This is a genomic window from Psychrobacter sp. NPDC078631, from assembly GCF_050268165.1.
In the GTDB taxonomy this organism is placed as follows: domain Bacteria; phylum Pseudomonadota; class Gammaproteobacteria; order Pseudomonadales; family Moraxellaceae; genus Psychrobacter.
Window position 1 is genome coordinate 184,132 of sequence record NZ_JBNNGG010000003.1, and the last position, 16,043, is coordinate 200,174.

The 16,043-nt window shown below is 43.7% G+C and carries 14 protein-coding genes; 9 read left to right on the forward strand and 5 right to left on the reverse strand.

Going from position 1 to position 16,043, the window contains the following annotated elements:
- The first annotated feature begins 347 nt into the window (after window positions 1-347).
- The 4 genes from ACQKCP_RS09540 (at window position 348) to ACQKCP_RS09555 (ending at window position 4,597) form a co-directional block, all read left to right on the forward strand.
- Window positions 348-1,400, forward strand: coding sequence for a siderophore ABC transporter substrate-binding protein (locus ACQKCP_RS09540; RefSeq protein ID WP_427612150.1), 1,053 nt, complete (start codon window positions 348-350; stop codon window positions 1,398-1,400).
- Window positions 1,401-1,482: 82 nt separating this feature from the next.
- Window positions 1,483-2,568, forward strand: coding sequence for an ABC transporter permease (locus tag ACQKCP_RS09545; RefSeq protein ID WP_427612151.1), 1,086 nt, complete (start codon window positions 1,483-1,485; stop codon window positions 2,566-2,568).
- Window positions 2,569-2,663: 95 nt separating this feature from the next.
- Window positions 2,664-3,749 (forward strand): iron chelate uptake ABC transporter family permease subunit, encoded by a 1,086-nt coding sequence (locus tag ACQKCP_RS09550; RefSeq protein ID WP_427612152.1) that lies wholly within the window; start codon window positions 2,664-2,666, stop codon window positions 3,747-3,749.
- 77 nt (window positions 3,750-3,826) lie between these two features.
- Window positions 3,827-4,597 (forward strand): ABC transporter ATP-binding protein, encoded by a 771-nt coding sequence (locus ACQKCP_RS09555; RefSeq protein WP_057761234.1) that lies wholly within the window; start codon window positions 3,827-3,829, stop codon window positions 4,595-4,597.
- A 99-nt stretch (window positions 4,598-4,696) separates the two neighbouring features.
- Here ACQKCP_RS09555 and ACQKCP_RS09560 read toward each other — a convergent pair whose 3' ends face one another.
- Both ACQKCP_RS09560 and ACQKCP_RS09565 read right to left on the reverse strand, forming a co-directional pair.
- Complete coding sequence (locus ACQKCP_RS09560) at window positions 4,697-6,031, reverse strand: PepSY-associated TM helix domain-containing protein (RefSeq protein WP_427612153.1); 1,335 nt, start codon at window positions 6,029-6,031, stop codon at window positions 4,697-4,699.
- A 162-nt stretch (window positions 6,032-6,193) separates the two neighbouring features.
- Entirely contained in the window at window positions 6,194-8,266 is a 2,073-nt protein-coding gene (locus tag ACQKCP_RS09565; RefSeq protein WP_427612154.1) for a TonB-dependent receptor domain-containing protein, read from the reverse strand.
- Between the two features lie 501 nt (window positions 8,267-8,767).
- On the opposite strand from ACQKCP_RS09565, the gene ACQKCP_RS09570 reads away from it, so the two are divergent.
- The 5 genes from ACQKCP_RS09570 to ACQKCP_RS09590 all read left to right on the forward strand — a co-directional run bounded on the left by ACQKCP_RS09570 (window position 8,768) and on the right by ACQKCP_RS09590 (window position 13,288).
- The gene (locus tag ACQKCP_RS09570; protein ID WP_427612155.1) at window positions 8,768-9,043 is read left to right on the forward strand and encodes a Trp family transcriptional regulator; all 276 of its coding nucleotides are present in this window, start codon (window positions 8,768-8,770) and stop codon (window positions 9,041-9,043) included.
- A gap of 100 nt (window positions 9,044-9,143) precedes the next feature.
- Window positions 9,144-10,562: an anthranilate synthase component I family protein gene (locus ACQKCP_RS09575; RefSeq protein WP_427612156.1), complete on the forward strand. Its 1,419-nt coding sequence runs from the start codon at window positions 9,144-9,146 to the stop codon at window positions 10,560-10,562.
- 72 nt (window positions 10,563-10,634) lie between these two features.
- Window positions 10,635-11,282 (forward strand): anthranilate synthase component II, encoded by a 648-nt coding sequence (locus ACQKCP_RS09580; protein WP_427612157.1) that lies wholly within the window; start codon window positions 10,635-10,637, stop codon window positions 11,280-11,282.
- A gap of 18 nt (window positions 11,283-11,300) precedes the next feature.
- Complete coding sequence (locus tag ACQKCP_RS09585; RefSeq protein ID WP_427612158.1) at window positions 11,301-12,035, forward strand: lysozyme inhibitor LprI family protein; 735 nt, start codon at window positions 11,301-11,303, stop codon at window positions 12,033-12,035.
- Between the two features lie 299 nt (window positions 12,036-12,334).
- Entirely contained in the window at window positions 12,335-13,288 is a 954-nt protein-coding gene (locus ACQKCP_RS09590) for a DMT family transporter (protein WP_427612159.1), read from the forward strand.
- Window positions 13,289-13,401: 113 nt separating this feature from the next.
- On the opposite strand, the gene ACQKCP_RS09595 is transcribed toward ACQKCP_RS09590, so the two are convergent.
- The 3 genes from ACQKCP_RS09595 to ACQKCP_RS09605 form a co-directional block, all read right to left on the reverse strand.
- Window positions 13,402-14,145 carry an amino acid ABC transporter ATP-binding protein gene (locus ACQKCP_RS09595; protein WP_057761251.1) on the reverse strand — a complete coding sequence of 248 codons (744 nt, stop codon included), beginning with the start codon at window positions 14,143-14,145 and terminating at the stop codon, window positions 13,402-13,404.
- Between the two features lie 241 nt (window positions 14,146-14,386).
- Complete coding sequence (locus ACQKCP_RS09600; protein WP_057762590.1) at window positions 14,387-15,130, reverse strand: amino acid ABC transporter permease; 744 nt, start codon at window positions 15,128-15,130, stop codon at window positions 14,387-14,389.
- Between the two features lie 14 nt (window positions 15,131-15,144).
- On the reverse strand, window positions 15,145-15,981 hold the full coding sequence (locus ACQKCP_RS09605) for an amino acid ABC transporter substrate-binding protein (protein ID WP_427612160.1): 837 nt from the start codon (window positions 15,979-15,981) through the stop codon (window positions 15,145-15,147).
- Window positions 15,982-16,043: the final 62 nt, after the last annotated feature.

Consider the following 16,043-nt stretch of genomic DNA (forward strand, 5'->3'; position numbering starts at 1 on the left):
AGAACGCTCATTTTCATGAACGTTCTCTACTTCTCAGTTTCACTACTATGAAACTTATCTTTTTATCAAATGATACGTTGCGTTTAATATAGCAAGTACTGTTAATAAAAACCATTATCATTTATATTGATAATGAGTCTCAACTACTTTATTATAACCGCTGTATTGTCTACCCATACTATTTTTATAAAAACTATTCGTATAAAAAGTTAGTGATTGGTACTAAGTAGACTATTTATTTTATGCTTTTTATCTCAAGCATCGTTCAGACTTAATATTTTTAGCGTCATTCATTTGCAATTATTTTAGACAATTGCTTCAACATTTTTTGATAGACCGAGTTCATTATGCCGACACATTTATTATCTAGCAGACCTACCGCCTCTTTTTTCAAACGTCCATTACTGACTGCCGCCATGACAGCTTTGTTAGCTACCGTAGTGGCAGGATGTAGCTCGCCTGAATCTAATGACTCTGAGCCAGCAGACGCCAAAACCGAAAACCCAACGGCTGATGAATCACAGAACGTTGCTAATAATGACGCTGTATCTGCTGAGAAAATCATGGTCAATACCGTAAAAGGTGATGTTGAGCTGGCCATGAACCCATCGCCACTTGTCGTTTATGACATGACGTTGATGCAAGACTTGGCGGCGCTAGATGTGGCGGTCGATGGTATGCCTGGCGGTCTATTGCTAAAGAATCTACACTCAGAAACGCAGCCTGATCCAAAATCGGTAGGTACTGTGTTTGAGCCAGATCTTGAAGCGTTGAATGCAATGCAGCCGCAAGCTATTTTGGTCGGTTCACGCATGGCAGAAAAATACGACGAGCTATCAAGTATTGCGCCAACATTGGATATGAGTATTGATACAGCTAACATTTACGAATCAAGCAAGCAGCGCCTACATGATCTAGGTGCATTGTTTGGTAAAAGCGATCAAGCCGCTAAGCTACAACAGAACATTGATGGACTCATCACTGAGACCGAAAGTCTAACGAAAGAAAATAAAGGCACTGGCCTAGTTGTCATGGTCAATGGCAACAAAATGTCAGCTTATGGTGATAAGTCTCGCTATGGTTTTATCCATACTGTGTTAGGTGTACCGATGGCAGATGACAAAATTGCCGATGCGCCTCATGGTCAGCCGATATCGTTTGAATATATTCAAAAAGCCAATCCTGATTGGTTATTTGTCATCGACCGCAGTGCCGCAATTGGTGAAGACGGTATTGGTGCCAAGGCCGTATTAGACAATCCATTGGTTGCCCAGAGCAATGCGTGGAGCAAGCAGCAAGTGGTTTATCTGAGCCCAGACTCTTACTTAGCATTTGGCGGTTATTACCAATGGATGCAAGATCTAACGACGATCAAAGATGCTTTTACTAACGCTAAATAACGTCGTTGCTTATACAAACGATTATTGCTCAAGTAGGTAATTATTACCGTTAACCATGCACATTTTTAAGCCAGTAGAGATTATGTCGTTATTTTCACACCGTACTCATGCTAGGCTCAAATCCAGTACTGCTCCATCAGCATCAAGCTGGCAGAGCAGTACTGGCAATGCGTTGCATCGACGTACTGTCATACCACCGTGGTTCATCAATACAGCAAGCCTCATTCTTATGGGGCTTTTGGTGTTATTGAGCTTATCTATTGGGGTGGCTGACTTTTCGTGGTCAGGTATCTTGCAGAGCCTTCTGACGCAGAGTGCTAATTCTGATAGCTCATTGTTATTGGTTAGCCGTATACCGCGCACCATCGCCATTATCTTGACTGGCATTGCAATGGCTGTGGCTGGGATGATTATCCAAGTAGTGCTAAAAAACCGCTTTGTAGAGCCATCTATGGTTGGTGCGACTCAGAGCGCTGCACTTGGTTTGCTGGTAGTCAGTCTGCTGTTCCCTGCCAGTGCGCTCATTGTCAAAATGGGCGTGGCAACCATCGCTGCCGTTTTTGGCATGATGCTATTTATGCTGCTCATTCACCGTATTCCGCCCACTGATTTTTTGATGATTCCACTGATTGGTATTGTCTTTGGCGGCATTATTGAAGCCGTCACTACCTTTATCGCCTATCAGACCGAATCACTACAGATGCTGAGTGTTTGGCAGTTTGGTGATTTTTCGGGCGTATTGGCAGGGCGCTATGAGCTGTTGTGGCTCACGGGTGGACTGTGTGTGCTGGCTTATATTATTGCCGACAAGCTGACCATCGTCGGTTTGGGTGACAATATCGCCTTAAACTTAGGTATTAGTAAGCGTCAGGTCACTTGGATTGGCGTGGGTATGGTAGCCATGATGAGCGCTGTCGTGGTCGTGACTGTAGGCATGATTCCTTTTATTGGGCTGGTCGTACCAAACATTGTGAGCCGTCTAATGGGAGATAAGTTGCGTCGCAGCTTGCCAGCAGTTGCCCTACTTGGTGCTTCAGCGGTGTTGCTATGCGATATTATCGGGCGCTCTATTCGTTATCCATTTGAAGTGCCTGTCGCCACCATTTTTGGTGTGGTTGGTACGGTGCTGTTTTTATGGCTGTTATTACGTGCACCGGCTGAGCAGTAGCACTATGTTCACTAACTATGTATTAGTTTTCAACACTCACTTACCGTCGTTCATTTTTGCCTTATTAGATAAGCTTGGCACCATAGGATTTTTGTATGTTCTCATCAACTAAGCTTACTTCCACCAAGACTGATGCTACCAACACTAGCATAGCGATAGATAACTCATTTTCAGCAGACGGTCAGTATTCAGCCGCTGCACAAGGTCATTTGGCAAAGCTTTGGGCATGGATAGCTGCGCATCCAAAATCCATAGCAGCTATTATTCTACTTATCTCGACGACCTTGTTTATGACACTCAATGTCAATGGCTATTGGGACTTTGCACTACCATTACGCGGCAAGAAACTGCTGGCACTAATGGTGGTTGGCTATGCGATTGGCGTGTCGACGTTACTGTTTCAGACGTTGACTCACAATCCAATCCTAACACCCTCCCTACTCGGGTTTGATTCACTCTATGTTCTGTTGCAGAGCTTACTGGTCTTCTTTTTAGGTGCGATTAGCTTTACCAGTCTCGACCCTATTGCCAAGTTCACGCTAGAGATTGTCCTGATGTTTGGGGCATCTTTATTATTATTTAAGCTGTTATTTTCTAAAAGTAGTCAGGATCTGACGCGGCTAATATTGGTGGGCGTTATCTTTGGTGTGTTGTTTCACAGTTTGTCAGCACTCATTGCACGGCTGATTAACCCTGACGATTTTGTGGTCGTACAGTCCGCTAGCTACGCGCAGTTCAATACGGTCAACCCTCAGCTACTAGGTATCAGCTTATTTATCTGTGCCATCACTGCGATATTTGTGTGGCGCTGGCGTTACCAGTGCGATGTGTTGATGCTCGGACAAGCACAAGCCGTCAACCTTGGTATCAACTATCAACGCCTAGCATTTGGTCTATTAACTGTCATCGCTGTATTGGTTGCCACGGCCACTGCACTGGTCGGTCCAGTGACTTTCTTTGGTCTATTGGTTTGCGCATTGACCAATCGTATCGCGCGACATATGTATCACACCGAACGGCTGATATTGGTCAGCTTGGTCGCTATGATTTGCTTAGTACTGGGTCAAACACTCTTTGAGCAAGTGCTAGATATGGCAGGCGTATTGTCAGTGGTGATAGAGCTAGCAGGCGGATTGATGTTCTTAGCATTGATATTTATGTCTCAACGTCGTTCGTTATAACTACTTAGCCGACATTGTTTATTTAGCCGATCCTGTTCATCAAGAAAAACCTAAGACTTTTTTAAATAAGACTGACTATGATTAAACTGAATAATATCTCTCATCATATTGGCAAACAACAAATCTTACATGACATTACGTTGTCCCTACCAACGGCGCAGGTGATTGCTTTGATTGGGCCTAATGGTGCTGGAAAGTCTACGTTGTTTTCTGTTATGGCTCGCTTGCAGCCGCTACAATCTGGGCAGGTGAGCTTCGCTGTAGATAATGAGGAACGTGATATCGTTAGCTGTCAGGCGCGGACGCTGGCCAAGACTGTTGCTATGCTTGGGCAAGACAATCATGTACAAGGACGACTGCGCGTACATGAGCTACTGATGTTTGGTCGTTACCCTTATCATCAAGGGCAACCGACCGCCGACGATCAGCAAAAAGTACAGGAAATCCTTGAGCGCTTTGAGCTTGAGCCACTTGCCGAGCGTTTCTTGTCAACGCTATCAGGTGGACAGCGACAGCGCGTGCTGATCGCTATGATTGTCTGCCAAGATACGCCCTATCTATTGCTCGATGAGCCACTGAACAACCTAGATATGTATCATGCTGGTCGGCTGATGCGTGAGCTACGTCAGCTTAGCCACAATCAGCAAAAAACCGTGGTAATAGTCCTGCATGATATCAACCAAGCGGCACAGTTTGCAGATACAGTAGTTACGATGAAAGCAGGAGAAGTGACGGCTGTTGGTCGCCCTGCTGATGTTATTACTAAAGAGACAATGAAAGATTTATACAACGTCGATGTCACTGTCCTAAGCCATCAGGGTCGTCCAGTGATTGTTGATACGGTTTAATGACTAAACCGTATTCAAGTACGCAATAAAAAACTCAATATAGTGCCAGTACATTGGTACTAGCAATATATTGAGCATATTAATTTTATGTCTTAATATCTATTTAAGTTTTTGTGATGCTTTAAGTCGCTGCTGTCGCCCTTTCCACCACAGATAGACGCCAGTAACTGACAACACTGTCACAGCCAAACCTACCAATGCTAAAAATATTTGATACAGTAAGTGGCCAATGCCATGGCCAATATGACCCATATGTAAAGTCATCAACCAATTGTTAGTTTTGCTACCAAATGATGAGTTTTGGTAGCCGAAGTTTACCTGTTCAACGCTACCCGTTTTTGCATTGACCGTGATGGATGATGCACCGCCTTTTTTACCAATGTCCTTATCTGTCTTAAAGCGCAGCTGCCATTGACCCTCATCCTCAATCCAGCGTATGCCTAAAAACTCCCGTACTAGCATACCCTTGCTTTGGGCAGCGATGTTTGCCTGCTTACTTAAATAAGAAATGCTATTGGCTTTGTTGACCACATCAACAGCTTCGACATCGACAACCTCATTGTTTACAGCCTCAACCCTAGTCCCTGTTTCTGCACCAGAAGCCTGTTCTGCTTTTTCTGATGGCTTTCTTGAGTTCTCCTGTCTTTCCTCTCTGCCTTCAAGACCTACGACAGTATGCATCACAGGTTGATAGACCTCTCTTAGGTTAAAACCAACACTCGACCACGCGATGACAAACAGTATGAGCCATAACCACAGCCCAAAGGCATGGTGTAGATCATAGTTGAGCTTAAAGAGATTGGTTTTGCGGCGGATTTTCCACGCTGGTAACCAACGTTTAAAAAAGGAGGCACGTTTTTTAGGCGAGGTTTGATTCTGTGCTTTTTTCTTGAGCGCTCTAGGAAACGTTAAGTAAAAGCCAATAAAGCAATTAATCGTCCACACGAGCGCGACAATCCCTAGTAGCAATTTTCCAATATCACCCAGTAATAAATCGCGATGTAACCAAAACACTTTCCACATGGTGTTGTGCCATGCCCACTCATCTCTATCACGAGTACCAATAATATCGCCAGTATAAGGGTGGACATAAACCTGTTGAAACGGTGCTTTTGGTTGGTTTTGGGCGGCTTTTCCTCGTGCTCTATCTACCGAAAATACAGCTGACCTCTCTGCTGCTATCGAGGTTGGCATGCTAGAAAAAGCATATTGAGGGTACGCACTAATGACCTTGTTATGAAGCTCTGCAATAGGCAGATGTGATGCGTTCTGCTTCTCAACCTGAGCCAGTTTATGGTTGAAGATATCGTCTAGCTCGTCATGAAATGCCAATAATGAGCCAGTAATACCAGTGATAATTAAAAAAGTTGCCATGGCAAGCCCAGTATAACGATGGAGCCATAGGCAGGCTTGACGAGGATTGAATGAAATCATTAGTGTTGGTTCTTTGTCATATGTTGTTTTGGTAGGTACTTATCAGCTAATACATCATTACTGTTATAGCCAATGTAAAAGTTAATAGGCAATAAAAAGCCAGCTCCCGTGTAAGACAGCTGACTTTATAAGTACGATTAGACTTAAGTTCGATAAGCTAGATTAGAACTGATACGTTAAAGACGTTTTGATATTACTTCCCATTTCAAAATCAGTATAGTCATCATCGATAGAGTTACGTGATGCATGGCTTGCATAAGTCTCATCAAAGATATTGTATACGCCTAGTGTGGCCTTTAAACCTTCGATTTGAGTTGGCGTGTAAGTCATAAAGATATCGTGCACGTCATAGCCTGGTTTTTCGTTGTCATCATCAGCGGTATTCGGCGTCACATCGGCGACATAAGTACTGCGCCAGCCAAGTTCGGTAGTGTTGGTTGGAGCGTAACCCAAGTTGACCATGTACTTATCGCCAGACTCAGAGCCACTACCACTGACAGAAGAAATATTATAACCCGTATCTTCGCCTTTGCTACGCGCACGAGCATAGCTTAGCCCCATGTTGAAGTTATTTGCGCGATAGTCGGCTGATAGCTCTACACCTTTGATTTTGAAATCTTCGTCATTATTAATAACACCTTGGCAACTGCCGTTTAATTGTCCAGTCGCACAATCTAAACCAACTCTACCATTACCTGCACGTACAAACTCAATATAGTTTTCGATATTGGTTTCAAAGTATTTAGCACTTAATTTTAAAGAGTCATCAGCCATAGTCAGACCACGCAGCGTTGTAGCAATACCGACTTCTGCATTGTCACCTTCTTCTGCTTTTAGGTCATTGTTCACATACGTATCAGCGCCATCGGTGTTAAAAATCGTTTGGCTAAGATCTGGACCATTAAATAACTGAGTATAGCTTGCAAATAGCTGGGTGCGCGGTGCAATCTCATAGCTAGCAGCCAATGCGCCAACGACATTGTCATAAGTCTTGCCAGCCGATACATACTCTGGAGACTCATAACGGTCATAACGGACGCCTGGCGTTAAGCTAAGCTTACCCATTTGCCATTGGTCTTCTAGATATACAGAAGTATTGGTTGCCTCATCAGTGCTCGCATTGCCAAAGTCACGTGTCATCTCAGATTCTTTTTTATAATGCTCAACTCCAGCGATTAACTTATGAACCCCTGGCACACCGTTAATAATACTGCTATCGATGACACTGGTGTTTTGCACTTTTGCGCCTGTGGTTTGGACTTCTGCATCAAACTCAAACCCAGGTTCGCCATCAGAGTTACGCAAAATCTGCGTACTGGTCTGATATACATTGGCGTCTACATTGACCAACTGGTTGGCAGGATTGTATGCGTAGTCAAGCGCATAGGTATCGCGTTTGACTTCCTGCGGGATGATTGGGTTCCAGCCACCAGCAGGAAAATCTGGACGTAATGGGAACTTGCCTTTGTTTTCGGTACGGCTAAAGCTAGCCCCTACATGATGATCACTACCGACATAAGCACCAGCTTTTAATAGGATGTTTTCGCCTTCGCTGTCTTCCGTTTGGATTTTACGGCCTTTACCGTCTTCACCAGCGTCTGCATTGCGTTTGCCATAATAAGCCAGTAAATCAATATTTTCTGTTGGCGCACCATACACAGTGGCTGAAGTTAGCAGTTCATCATTGTTGCTCGCATAACCTGTATGCAGCTTAGCACCTACCTTTTGACCTGGCTTGAGTAAATCTGCCGCGTCGACTGTCTCAAAAGCAACTGCACCGCCGATAGCATCATTGCCTAGCGTCACTGAGTTATTGCCGACTGATACTTCTGCTTGTTTTAGCAAATCTGGATCAATAGTGACATCACCCATATGGTAGAACAACGCGCCTTCTTGACGTGCGCCATCAATCGTGACTTTTAGGTTGGTATCATCAAGACCACGTACACGAATACGTTGGTTGACTGATGAGGTACCGCCCACGCTTACCCCTGGTACAACGTCCAGAAAATCGCTCAAATGGCTGGCTTGTGCAGCTGGGGTGTAGTCATCTATGTAGACAGAGTCTTCTTGTACAGCGTCACGTACTGAGCTATTCGCTGTTACAGTGATAGTCTGTAATGTCGTGTTTGGCATATCTGCTGCCGTTGCGGCACTGGCAGCTTGCGTCCACAATACAGCGGCGACACCGATAGACAATACTGTCAATTGACTAGATAACTTTACTTCGCGCATAACACATTTACTCACTTTGTTTACTGTCAGAAATTAGAATTTTTAGAATTATTTTTAAAAGATGTCGTCAAACAACCCTTAAAATAGTGCCTACCAGAAGATTAAATATCTTAAAACACTTAACTCATCGTACGAATAACATGATTAATGTTAATGATAATGATTTGCGTTTAAATAATGAGAGGCATAATAACGAAGTATTAACACTTTGGCAATAATTAATATAATAAATTCTCAGTTTTAGCTCTGAATATGCTGAGAGAGTGCAAAAGTGCTTCTGTTCTAATCATAAACATAGCATTCAATACGAGTTTATCTATGCCTTAAGGCTATATGTAATCAGGCACAGAGACTCATCACGTCCATAGCAGTCTGCTATTAACTTAGCTCATGACTTGTTTTTCTTGTACTACTGTACTAGAATACTGAAACAAGATAGTTCTCAGCGAAAAATCGCTCAATAACCGACCTATCTATTTTCTTTGGCTAAGATTACCTATTATGACTACCGATCCTTATCAAAGCTTAGTGAAACATTTGACCAACTGTACTGATAGCGCAGATATCGAAAAGCTGCTCAGTGCCCTGCTGACCGATAAAGAACAGCATGACATCGCCAATCGTATTCGCATTTTTGACTTGCTAGATCGTGGCATCACCCAGCGTGATATCTCTGAGCAGCTAGGTGTTGGTATCGCCACTGTCTCTCGCGGTGCCAAGGCCAAGCAAAGCCATGATGTCAGCGCGTTATTGGCCACTCATAGAGAGCACTCTTAACCTCTAACGACCATACTATCTAGCTTTTTACTAACGACTTTCACACTTATTAATCAACACTTATTAATCAACACATATTTGAACCATTTCGGACTTTGTTATGACCTCTAGTACTCGCATACAGACCAAGCCTGCTCCTATCGATATTCCGAGCAAACCACAACGTATCAAACTGACGCAAGATATCGATTTTTTTGCATTATTCAAACGTATCGAAAGCGCGTTTGATACCTGCTATTTGCTCGAATCATTAGGTGAAGATAGCCATATCTCGCGCCATCATGCGATTGGCTTTGACCCTGTGACGACTATCGCCGCATTAGACCGCAACACGCTTGCCATTACCGATAATAAAACTACTAAAACCAACCATTATCAAACTGACAACCCTTATCAGCTACTGCGTGATATAACGCCGCAGCATGTCATCGCTCGTGATCAAAGCGGTGGTCTGGTCGGATATTTGGGTTATGACTGCGTGAACTTCTTTGAACCCAGCCTCAATGCAAAAGCCAGCGAAGACTTTGAACCATTTAAGTTTGGCGTGTATCTAGATGGATTGACCCTAGATAAGATGACTGGGGAAATTTTCTACTTTTATTACCCAACTGCTCAACAAGAAAACCGCATCGAGCAAATCAAAGCCCTACTCGATGAGCCAACGCCTAGCTATGAAGCGCCTAAAGTTGAGTTTTTAGGTGATGGTATGAGCCAAGAAGAGCATGCCAATGTCGTCATGCAAGTCAAAGAAGACATCATCGCTGGGCGTATCTTTCAGTGCGAGGTTGGCTTTAAGTCTAAGTACCGTATTGCCGGTGACAAAATGCCGATTTATGAAAAGTTGCGTGCCGTCAACCCATCACCGCATATGTATTTTATGAAATTTGCGCAGCAATGCATCATTGGCGCTTCTCCTGAGTTGTTATTCCGCTTGCGCCAAGGTGAAATGGAAACCTATCCGCTCGCAGGGACTGCCAAGCGCGGCGCCGATGTGATCGAAGACCGTAAGCTTGCCCGCGCCTTGCTCAACGATGACAAAGAAATTGCCGAGCACAATATGCTAGTCGATTTGCATCGCAATGATATTGGCCGTGTTGCACGATTTGGTACGGTAAAAGTACGTAGCTTGATGGATATCAAACGCTTCTCTCACGTACAGCATATTTCTTCTGAGATCGTTGGTATCCTGCATCCTAACGAAGATATGTTTAGTGCCCTTGCTAGCAATTTCCCTGCTGGGACACTATCAGGCGCACCTAAAGTAGAAGCCATCAAAGTCATCAACGAGCTAGAGCCTGATGGACGCGGTGCTTATGGCGGTGCATTAGGCTCGTTCAATTTTAATGGTGATTGTATCTTTGCCATTCCTATTCGCAGTCTGTTTATCAATGGCGAGTCTGCCTATGCTCAAACTTGCGGCGGTAACGTTTACGACTCAAACCCAGCCGATGAGTACTTAGAGATTCAGCGTAAACTGTCGGCGATGAAAGTCGTACTAGACAGCTTTATGCAGTCGTAATTCATACCAAACGTACTGCATAAATTGACCATATTTTACCTAGCACTATTTTTACAAAAGAGTTTATGACCCATGAATGTTTTAATTATCGATAACTACGACTCGTTTACCTTTAATCTCTACCAATACGTGGGCGAGATTTTGCAAACCTTAGACAGTGATGAAGAAGCCAGCGTCATCGTTAAACGCAATAACGAAATTACTTTAGCAGACGTAGAAGCGATGAATCTTGATAGAATCATTATTTCACCTGGCCCTGGCTCCCCTGATGATCCAGCTTATTTTGGTATCTGTGCAGAGGTTATCGAGACACTGGGCAAGACGGTGCCACTACTGGGCGTCTGCTTAGGTATGCAAGGCATTGCTCATGTGTTCGGTGGTGATGTGGTACGCGCCAGTGTACCGATGCATGGCAAAGTCTCATCGATTCGCCATGATAACTCAGGTATCTATCAAGGCTTACCACAAGAGCTTGAGATCATGCGCTATCACTCACTGGTGGTAAAAGCCGACACCATACCAAGCTGTCTGACGATTACCTCGGTAGTCGCCAATGACAGCTGTGCTGAATTAAGCTTTGCTGAGTCAGCGTTGACTGGTGATGAAATTATGGGACTGGCGCACAAAGAGCACCCAATTCAAGGCGTACAGTTTCACCCTGAGTCATTTGCTACTGAAGGTGCTAAACGATTGCTGAGTAACTTTTTGCTGCAGGTATAAACCTATATGTCCGTCTCCATGTCTAACTTAAGCCTAAATACATCCAGTTTACTCGGACGTACTGCGTTGCTCCTGAGCTTAACGCTAATGACATCTATCAGTTCGGCTGTAGCACCTGTACAGGCAAACTTTACAATGGGCATGGACATCCAAGGTCAACGTCTCAACCTTTATGAGAGCTGTGCAGAAGGAAGCGTCACTTGCAACAATATGCTGTTAGTCGCTCCCGATTTAGGACGATTATTGCAGACAACACCAGAACCTAGTAAGTCGCCCTATGCTGTCAAATACTACTCTGCGCAAACCAAGCATAGCTTGTGTAAAGATGGCGTGACCCCGTGTCGATTTCAGGGTTATATCTTTGAAGGTGAAGATTTTGATGGGTTTATAGATACATCGAACCATGAGATATCTATAAGAAGTAAATGGACAGTCGATACCTATAGTGCCACTTACAAAGAAAACGAGACTTACCTACCATTAGCCTCACAAGCTGCTCTAATTGATCAGATATATAACACGTCTGATAAAGCATTGAATGAAAGCTACAGAGTAACGCGAAATGAAGTCAGACGCCTGTACGGTGAGGATATGACGGCTGACCTTAAAAAAGAGCAGACTCAGTGGATAAAACAGCGCTCAACAAACTGCGGGGCTGATACGGATCATTTACCAAGAACCCAATTGGAAAAAGTGTGCTTTATTCAGCAAAATGCTCTTCGAGAGCAAACATTCTTTTTATGGATTGATTAACAGAGACTATAGAAATAAAAAAGTGATGCGAACACGAATATGATATGAGCCAACTATTAGATATTGTTTAGGTTATTTAGCAAACGCTAGCCATTTTTTAGCCATTTGAATAACTATTGATTGAATTTAGGACACGCCCTAGTAGCGGTTTATAATCTTTTAGTGATAGACTCAAAAGAATAAACAAAAGACAGCCTTTAATCAGGTTGTCTTTTCTTATTTCAGTATTGCTTGGAGAGATTGTATTAATAGCAATCTTACAACATCTTGTGTCACTTAGATCGTAAGAAGAAAACAGTATGGCAAACATCGACAACGGAATGACGACCCACTCGCATCAATCATGGCTAGGTACCATTCAAATCATCACGGCTGCTATCTGCTGGGGCACGTTGGGTATATTCTCGACCTATCTCAACCAAATTGGATTTAGTGGTTGGCAAGTAACCATATTACGCATTGTCACGGCGGCCTTTATTATTTTAGCCATGCTACCAAAACTGTGGCCACACCTTATCAAATTACAACTAAAGCAATGGCTTGGACTGGCGATGCAGTCGTTGATAGGTGTCCTTGGTATGTCGGTCTGCTATTTTTTTGCGGTCAGTTATGTCGGTGCTGGCCCTGCCGTTGCCTTACTCTATACCGCGCCCGTATTTAGTTTGTTGTTTTCAAAATTCTTACTGAGCGAGTCCATTACTCGGAAATCAGTGTTGCTAGCACTAATGGCAGTATTTGGTGTTGGCTTGACAATGTTAGGTGAGCAAGCAAAAGTTAACTGGGGGATTTTACTCGGTCTATCAGCAGGGATGTGTTATTCGTTATATGGCGTATTGGGCAAGCGCGCAATGCATTACGCTCACCCTGCCCCTCTGGTATTTTTCACTTCCATTATCATTAGTGCTGGCGTACTACTGCTCTTGCCTGAGACCTATAACACTTATGAGCAGCTATTAGATCTGCCCTTAATGACTTGGGGCTATGTTTTAGGATTATCACTGCTGGGTACCGTCGTGCCATTTGGGCTATATATGAAGGCATTGGAAAAGCTGCCCGCCACTCGTGCATCGGTATTTACGATTTTCGAGCCATTGACTGCGATTGCACTTGCAGTGCTATTACTGCATCAATCTTTGTCTTGGATTCAGTATTTGGGTGTGGCACTTATCTTACTGGCAGCTTTATTAAATGCTGTGTTAAATGGCACTGCTACTCGTGTACCTCGCTGGTTAAAGCAACGACAAAAAATATAGTTTACTGTCTATTATTTGAAATACGTCCTATTTATTGCGATAAAAAAAAGCCCCAACCATTTCATCATGATTGGGGCTTTTTTGTTTCATCACTTACGCAAAACCAAACGTTTTTATTGCTCAATACGTTGCAAAAATGCCTGCGTACGAGGATGCTTTGAGTCTTCAAACAGCTGCTTAGCACTACCTTCTTCGACCACATGGCCATCCTCAATCAGTACAACATGATCGGCAACGTCACGAGCAAAGTTGATTTCGTGAGTCACTACGACCATCGTCCAACCTTCAGAGGCGAGCTGTTTCATCGTCTCAAGCACATCCTGTACCAACTCTGGATCAAGCGCAGAGGTTGGCTCATCAAACAGTAAGAGCGATGGCTCAATAGCAAGCGCACGGGCAATACCAATACGCTGCTGCTGACCACCAGATAACTGGAACGGATAGAGATCCGCTTTGTCCGACAGTCCAACTTTTTCTAGTAATACCAGTGCCTGCTCACGGGCTTGTGCTTTGCTCTGCCCTTGTACTACTGTAGGCCCAAGCATCAAGTTTTCAATGGCTGTCTTATGTGGAAACAAGTTATAAGATTGAAACACCATACCTGACTTACGCTGTAAGGCTAATAGCGTTTTTTTGCTTGGCTTAGTCGCAAAGTCGACACTCAAGCTATCGTCATCAAAAGCAATCACACCTTGGTCAGGAATCTCTAGCGCATTCAAACAACGCAAAAAGGTGGTTTTACCCGATCCTGAAGGTCCTAATATTACGACCACTTTACCTTTATTAATGGTCAAGTCGATGCCTTTTAGCACCTGATTGCCACCAAAGGCTTTATGAATATTAGTGACTTTGATCATAAAAATTCCTGTTGTGCTAGGGCGTGTCATCAATTAGCCCATTTAATCATTTAGCGGTCTTAAAATGGCTAAATCTTGTCAAATATCGTCAAAAATATTGTGAACATACCTATATTCTCTGCAATTTTTTCCTCATTTGACTACTATTTATCTCATTTTAAGCCTCGCTATCTAAATGATGACACGCCCTAGTCTATATTTGCGAGTGTCTATTGAGCCATAATTTATTTTACTACGTAGCTTATTTTGCTACATAACGGTCTAGCCGAGTTTCAAGCTTGCCTTGGATAAAGGTCAAGAACAGACAAATACCCCAGTAGATAATCGCGGCTTCGGTATAGACCAACATAAACTCATAGTTACGAGCTGTGATAATCTGCGCTTGTTTGAATAGCTCAGTGACCAGCACCAATGAAGCAAGTGAGGTATCTTTTACCAAACTGATAAAGGTATTAGATAACGGCGGCACCGATACTCTAAGCGCCTGCGGTAAAATCACATGACGAAAAGTCTGTAGATACGTCAAACCAACCGTCGATCCTGCTTCCCACTGCCCTTTTGGTATCGATAAAATCGAGGCACGCACTGTCTCCGATGCATAAGCACCGATGTTCAGTGAGAACGCGATAATCGCTGAGGGAAAGGGATCTAGCTTCACCCCGACACTTGGCAGACCATAAAAAATAATAAACAGCTGAACTAACATCGGTGTACCGCGAATGGCGGACACATAGACACGAGCGAGCCGATAGATGATTTCATGGAACCAAGTGGCACGCGGAATAATACGAATCAATGCCACTGTCAGTGCAATGGCCATACCGATCGCAAATGAGATCAACGCCAGCGGTATCGAATAATAGATACCGCCTTTGAGCATTGGCCAAAACGACGAGATGACAATCTGCGCTCGATCAGGACTCATAAATGGCAATACGGCCAATAAGTCCGCGAACCATGATGTAGACATTACAGAAGCTGACATGATAGAAACTGACATTATTTTTGTTGACTTATATCAGCACCAAAGAACTGTTCGCTAAGCTTGGTTAGCGTACCTTCAGCCGCCAATTCAGCCATCGCTTCATCTAATTTAGCTACAACTTCATCATCACCTTTGATAAGCACTAGGCCTGAACCTGTTTGTTCACTTGCAGGTGCAGTCAGTTTAATCTCAAGATTAGAATCTGGAAATTTTTTGAGATAATCTAACACCGCTAGATTGTCATTCATCGTAAAGTCAGCACGGTCCTGCTTCACTAATTGAATCGCTTGCGCCATACCATCGACAGGGACGATTTCTGCGCCATAACGCTCTGCAAGCTCACCGTAGTTACTGCTAAGTGATTGCGCCGTACGTAGGCCTTTTAGGCCTTCCCACGAGCTATAACGGTTGTCATCAGTAGGTGCCAATACAACCGCACCTGACCAACTATAAGCCATTGCTTTATCATACTTTGCTTTACGCTCAGGCGTGGTCAAACTAACTTGGTTAGCCACCATATCAAAACGTTTTGAATCCAAACCTGCCAGCATCGCATCCCATTGGGTTTCTTTAAACTCAACGTCTACGCCTAATTTATCCGCGACTGCACGCGTTACTTCGACATCATAACCCGTTAGTTTGCCGCTCTCATCATGATACGTGAACGGAGGATAAGTACCCTCTGTACCGACGTTGATGGTGCCGCCGTTGTTGATACGTTGTAGCAAATCAGAACCGCCTGTTGCAGCGCTGTCAGTTGCACTGGTATCGGCTTCGTTGGTAGTAGATTGACCACAAGCGGCAAGGAACATAGTGCTGGCGGCAAGGGCTAAAAGAGTACGACGTTTCATAAGACGTCCTTATAAGAGTGAATGAATAAAGTAAAAACGCATAATGCTAATAAGACACACAG

Bases quoted from the DNA above. Each gene is read 5' to 3' on its own strand.
- ACQKCP_RS09595 (WP_057761251.1), bottom strand. From the start codon at position 14,145: ATGATCAAAGTCACTAATATTCATAAAGCCTTTGGTGGCAATCAGGTG.
- ACQKCP_RS09605 (WP_427612160.1), bottom strand. From the start codon at position 15,981: ATGAAACGTCGTACTCTTTTAGCCCTTGCCGCCAGCACTATGTTCCTT.
- ACQKCP_RS09590 (WP_427612159.1), top strand. From the start codon at position 12,335: ATGGCAAACATCGACAACGGAATGACGACCCACTCGCATCAATCATGG.
- ACQKCP_RS09580 (WP_427612157.1), top strand. From the start codon at position 10,635: ATGAATGTTTTAATTATCGATAACTACGACTCGTTTACCTTTAATCTC.
- ACQKCP_RS09570 (WP_427612155.1), top strand. From the start codon at position 8,768: ATGACTACCGATCCTTATCAAAGCTTAGTGAAACATTTGACCAACTGT.
- ACQKCP_RS09550 (WP_427612152.1), top strand. From the start codon at position 2,664: ATGTTCTCATCAACTAAGCTTACTTCCACCAAGACTGATGCTACCAAC.
- ACQKCP_RS09565 (WP_427612154.1), bottom strand. From the start codon at position 8,266: ATGCGCGAAGTAAAGTTATCTAGTCAATTGACAGTATTGTCTATCGGT.
- ACQKCP_RS09545 (WP_427612151.1), top strand. From the start codon at position 1,483: ATGTCGTTATTTTCACACCGTACTCATGCTAGGCTCAAATCCAGTACT.
- ACQKCP_RS09600 (WP_057762590.1), bottom strand. From the start codon at position 15,130: ATGTCAGCTTCTGTAATGTCTACATCATGGTTCGCGGACTTATTGGCC.
- ACQKCP_RS09540 (WP_427612150.1), top strand. From the start codon at position 348: ATGCCGACACATTTATTATCTAGCAGACCTACCGCCTCTTTTTTCAAA.
- ACQKCP_RS09585 (WP_427612158.1), top strand. From the start codon at position 11,301: ATGTCTAACTTAAGCCTAAATACATCCAGTTTACTCGGACGTACTGCG.
- ACQKCP_RS09555 (WP_057761234.1), top strand. From the start codon at position 3,827: ATGATTAAACTGAATAATATCTCTCATCATATTGGCAAACAACAAATC.
- ACQKCP_RS09560 (WP_427612153.1), bottom strand. From the start codon at position 6,031: ATGATTTCATTCAATCCTCGTCAAGCCTGCCTATGGCTCCATCGTTAT.
- ACQKCP_RS09575 (WP_427612156.1), top strand. From the start codon at position 9,144: ATGACCTCTAGTACTCGCATACAGACCAAGCCTGCTCCTATCGATATT.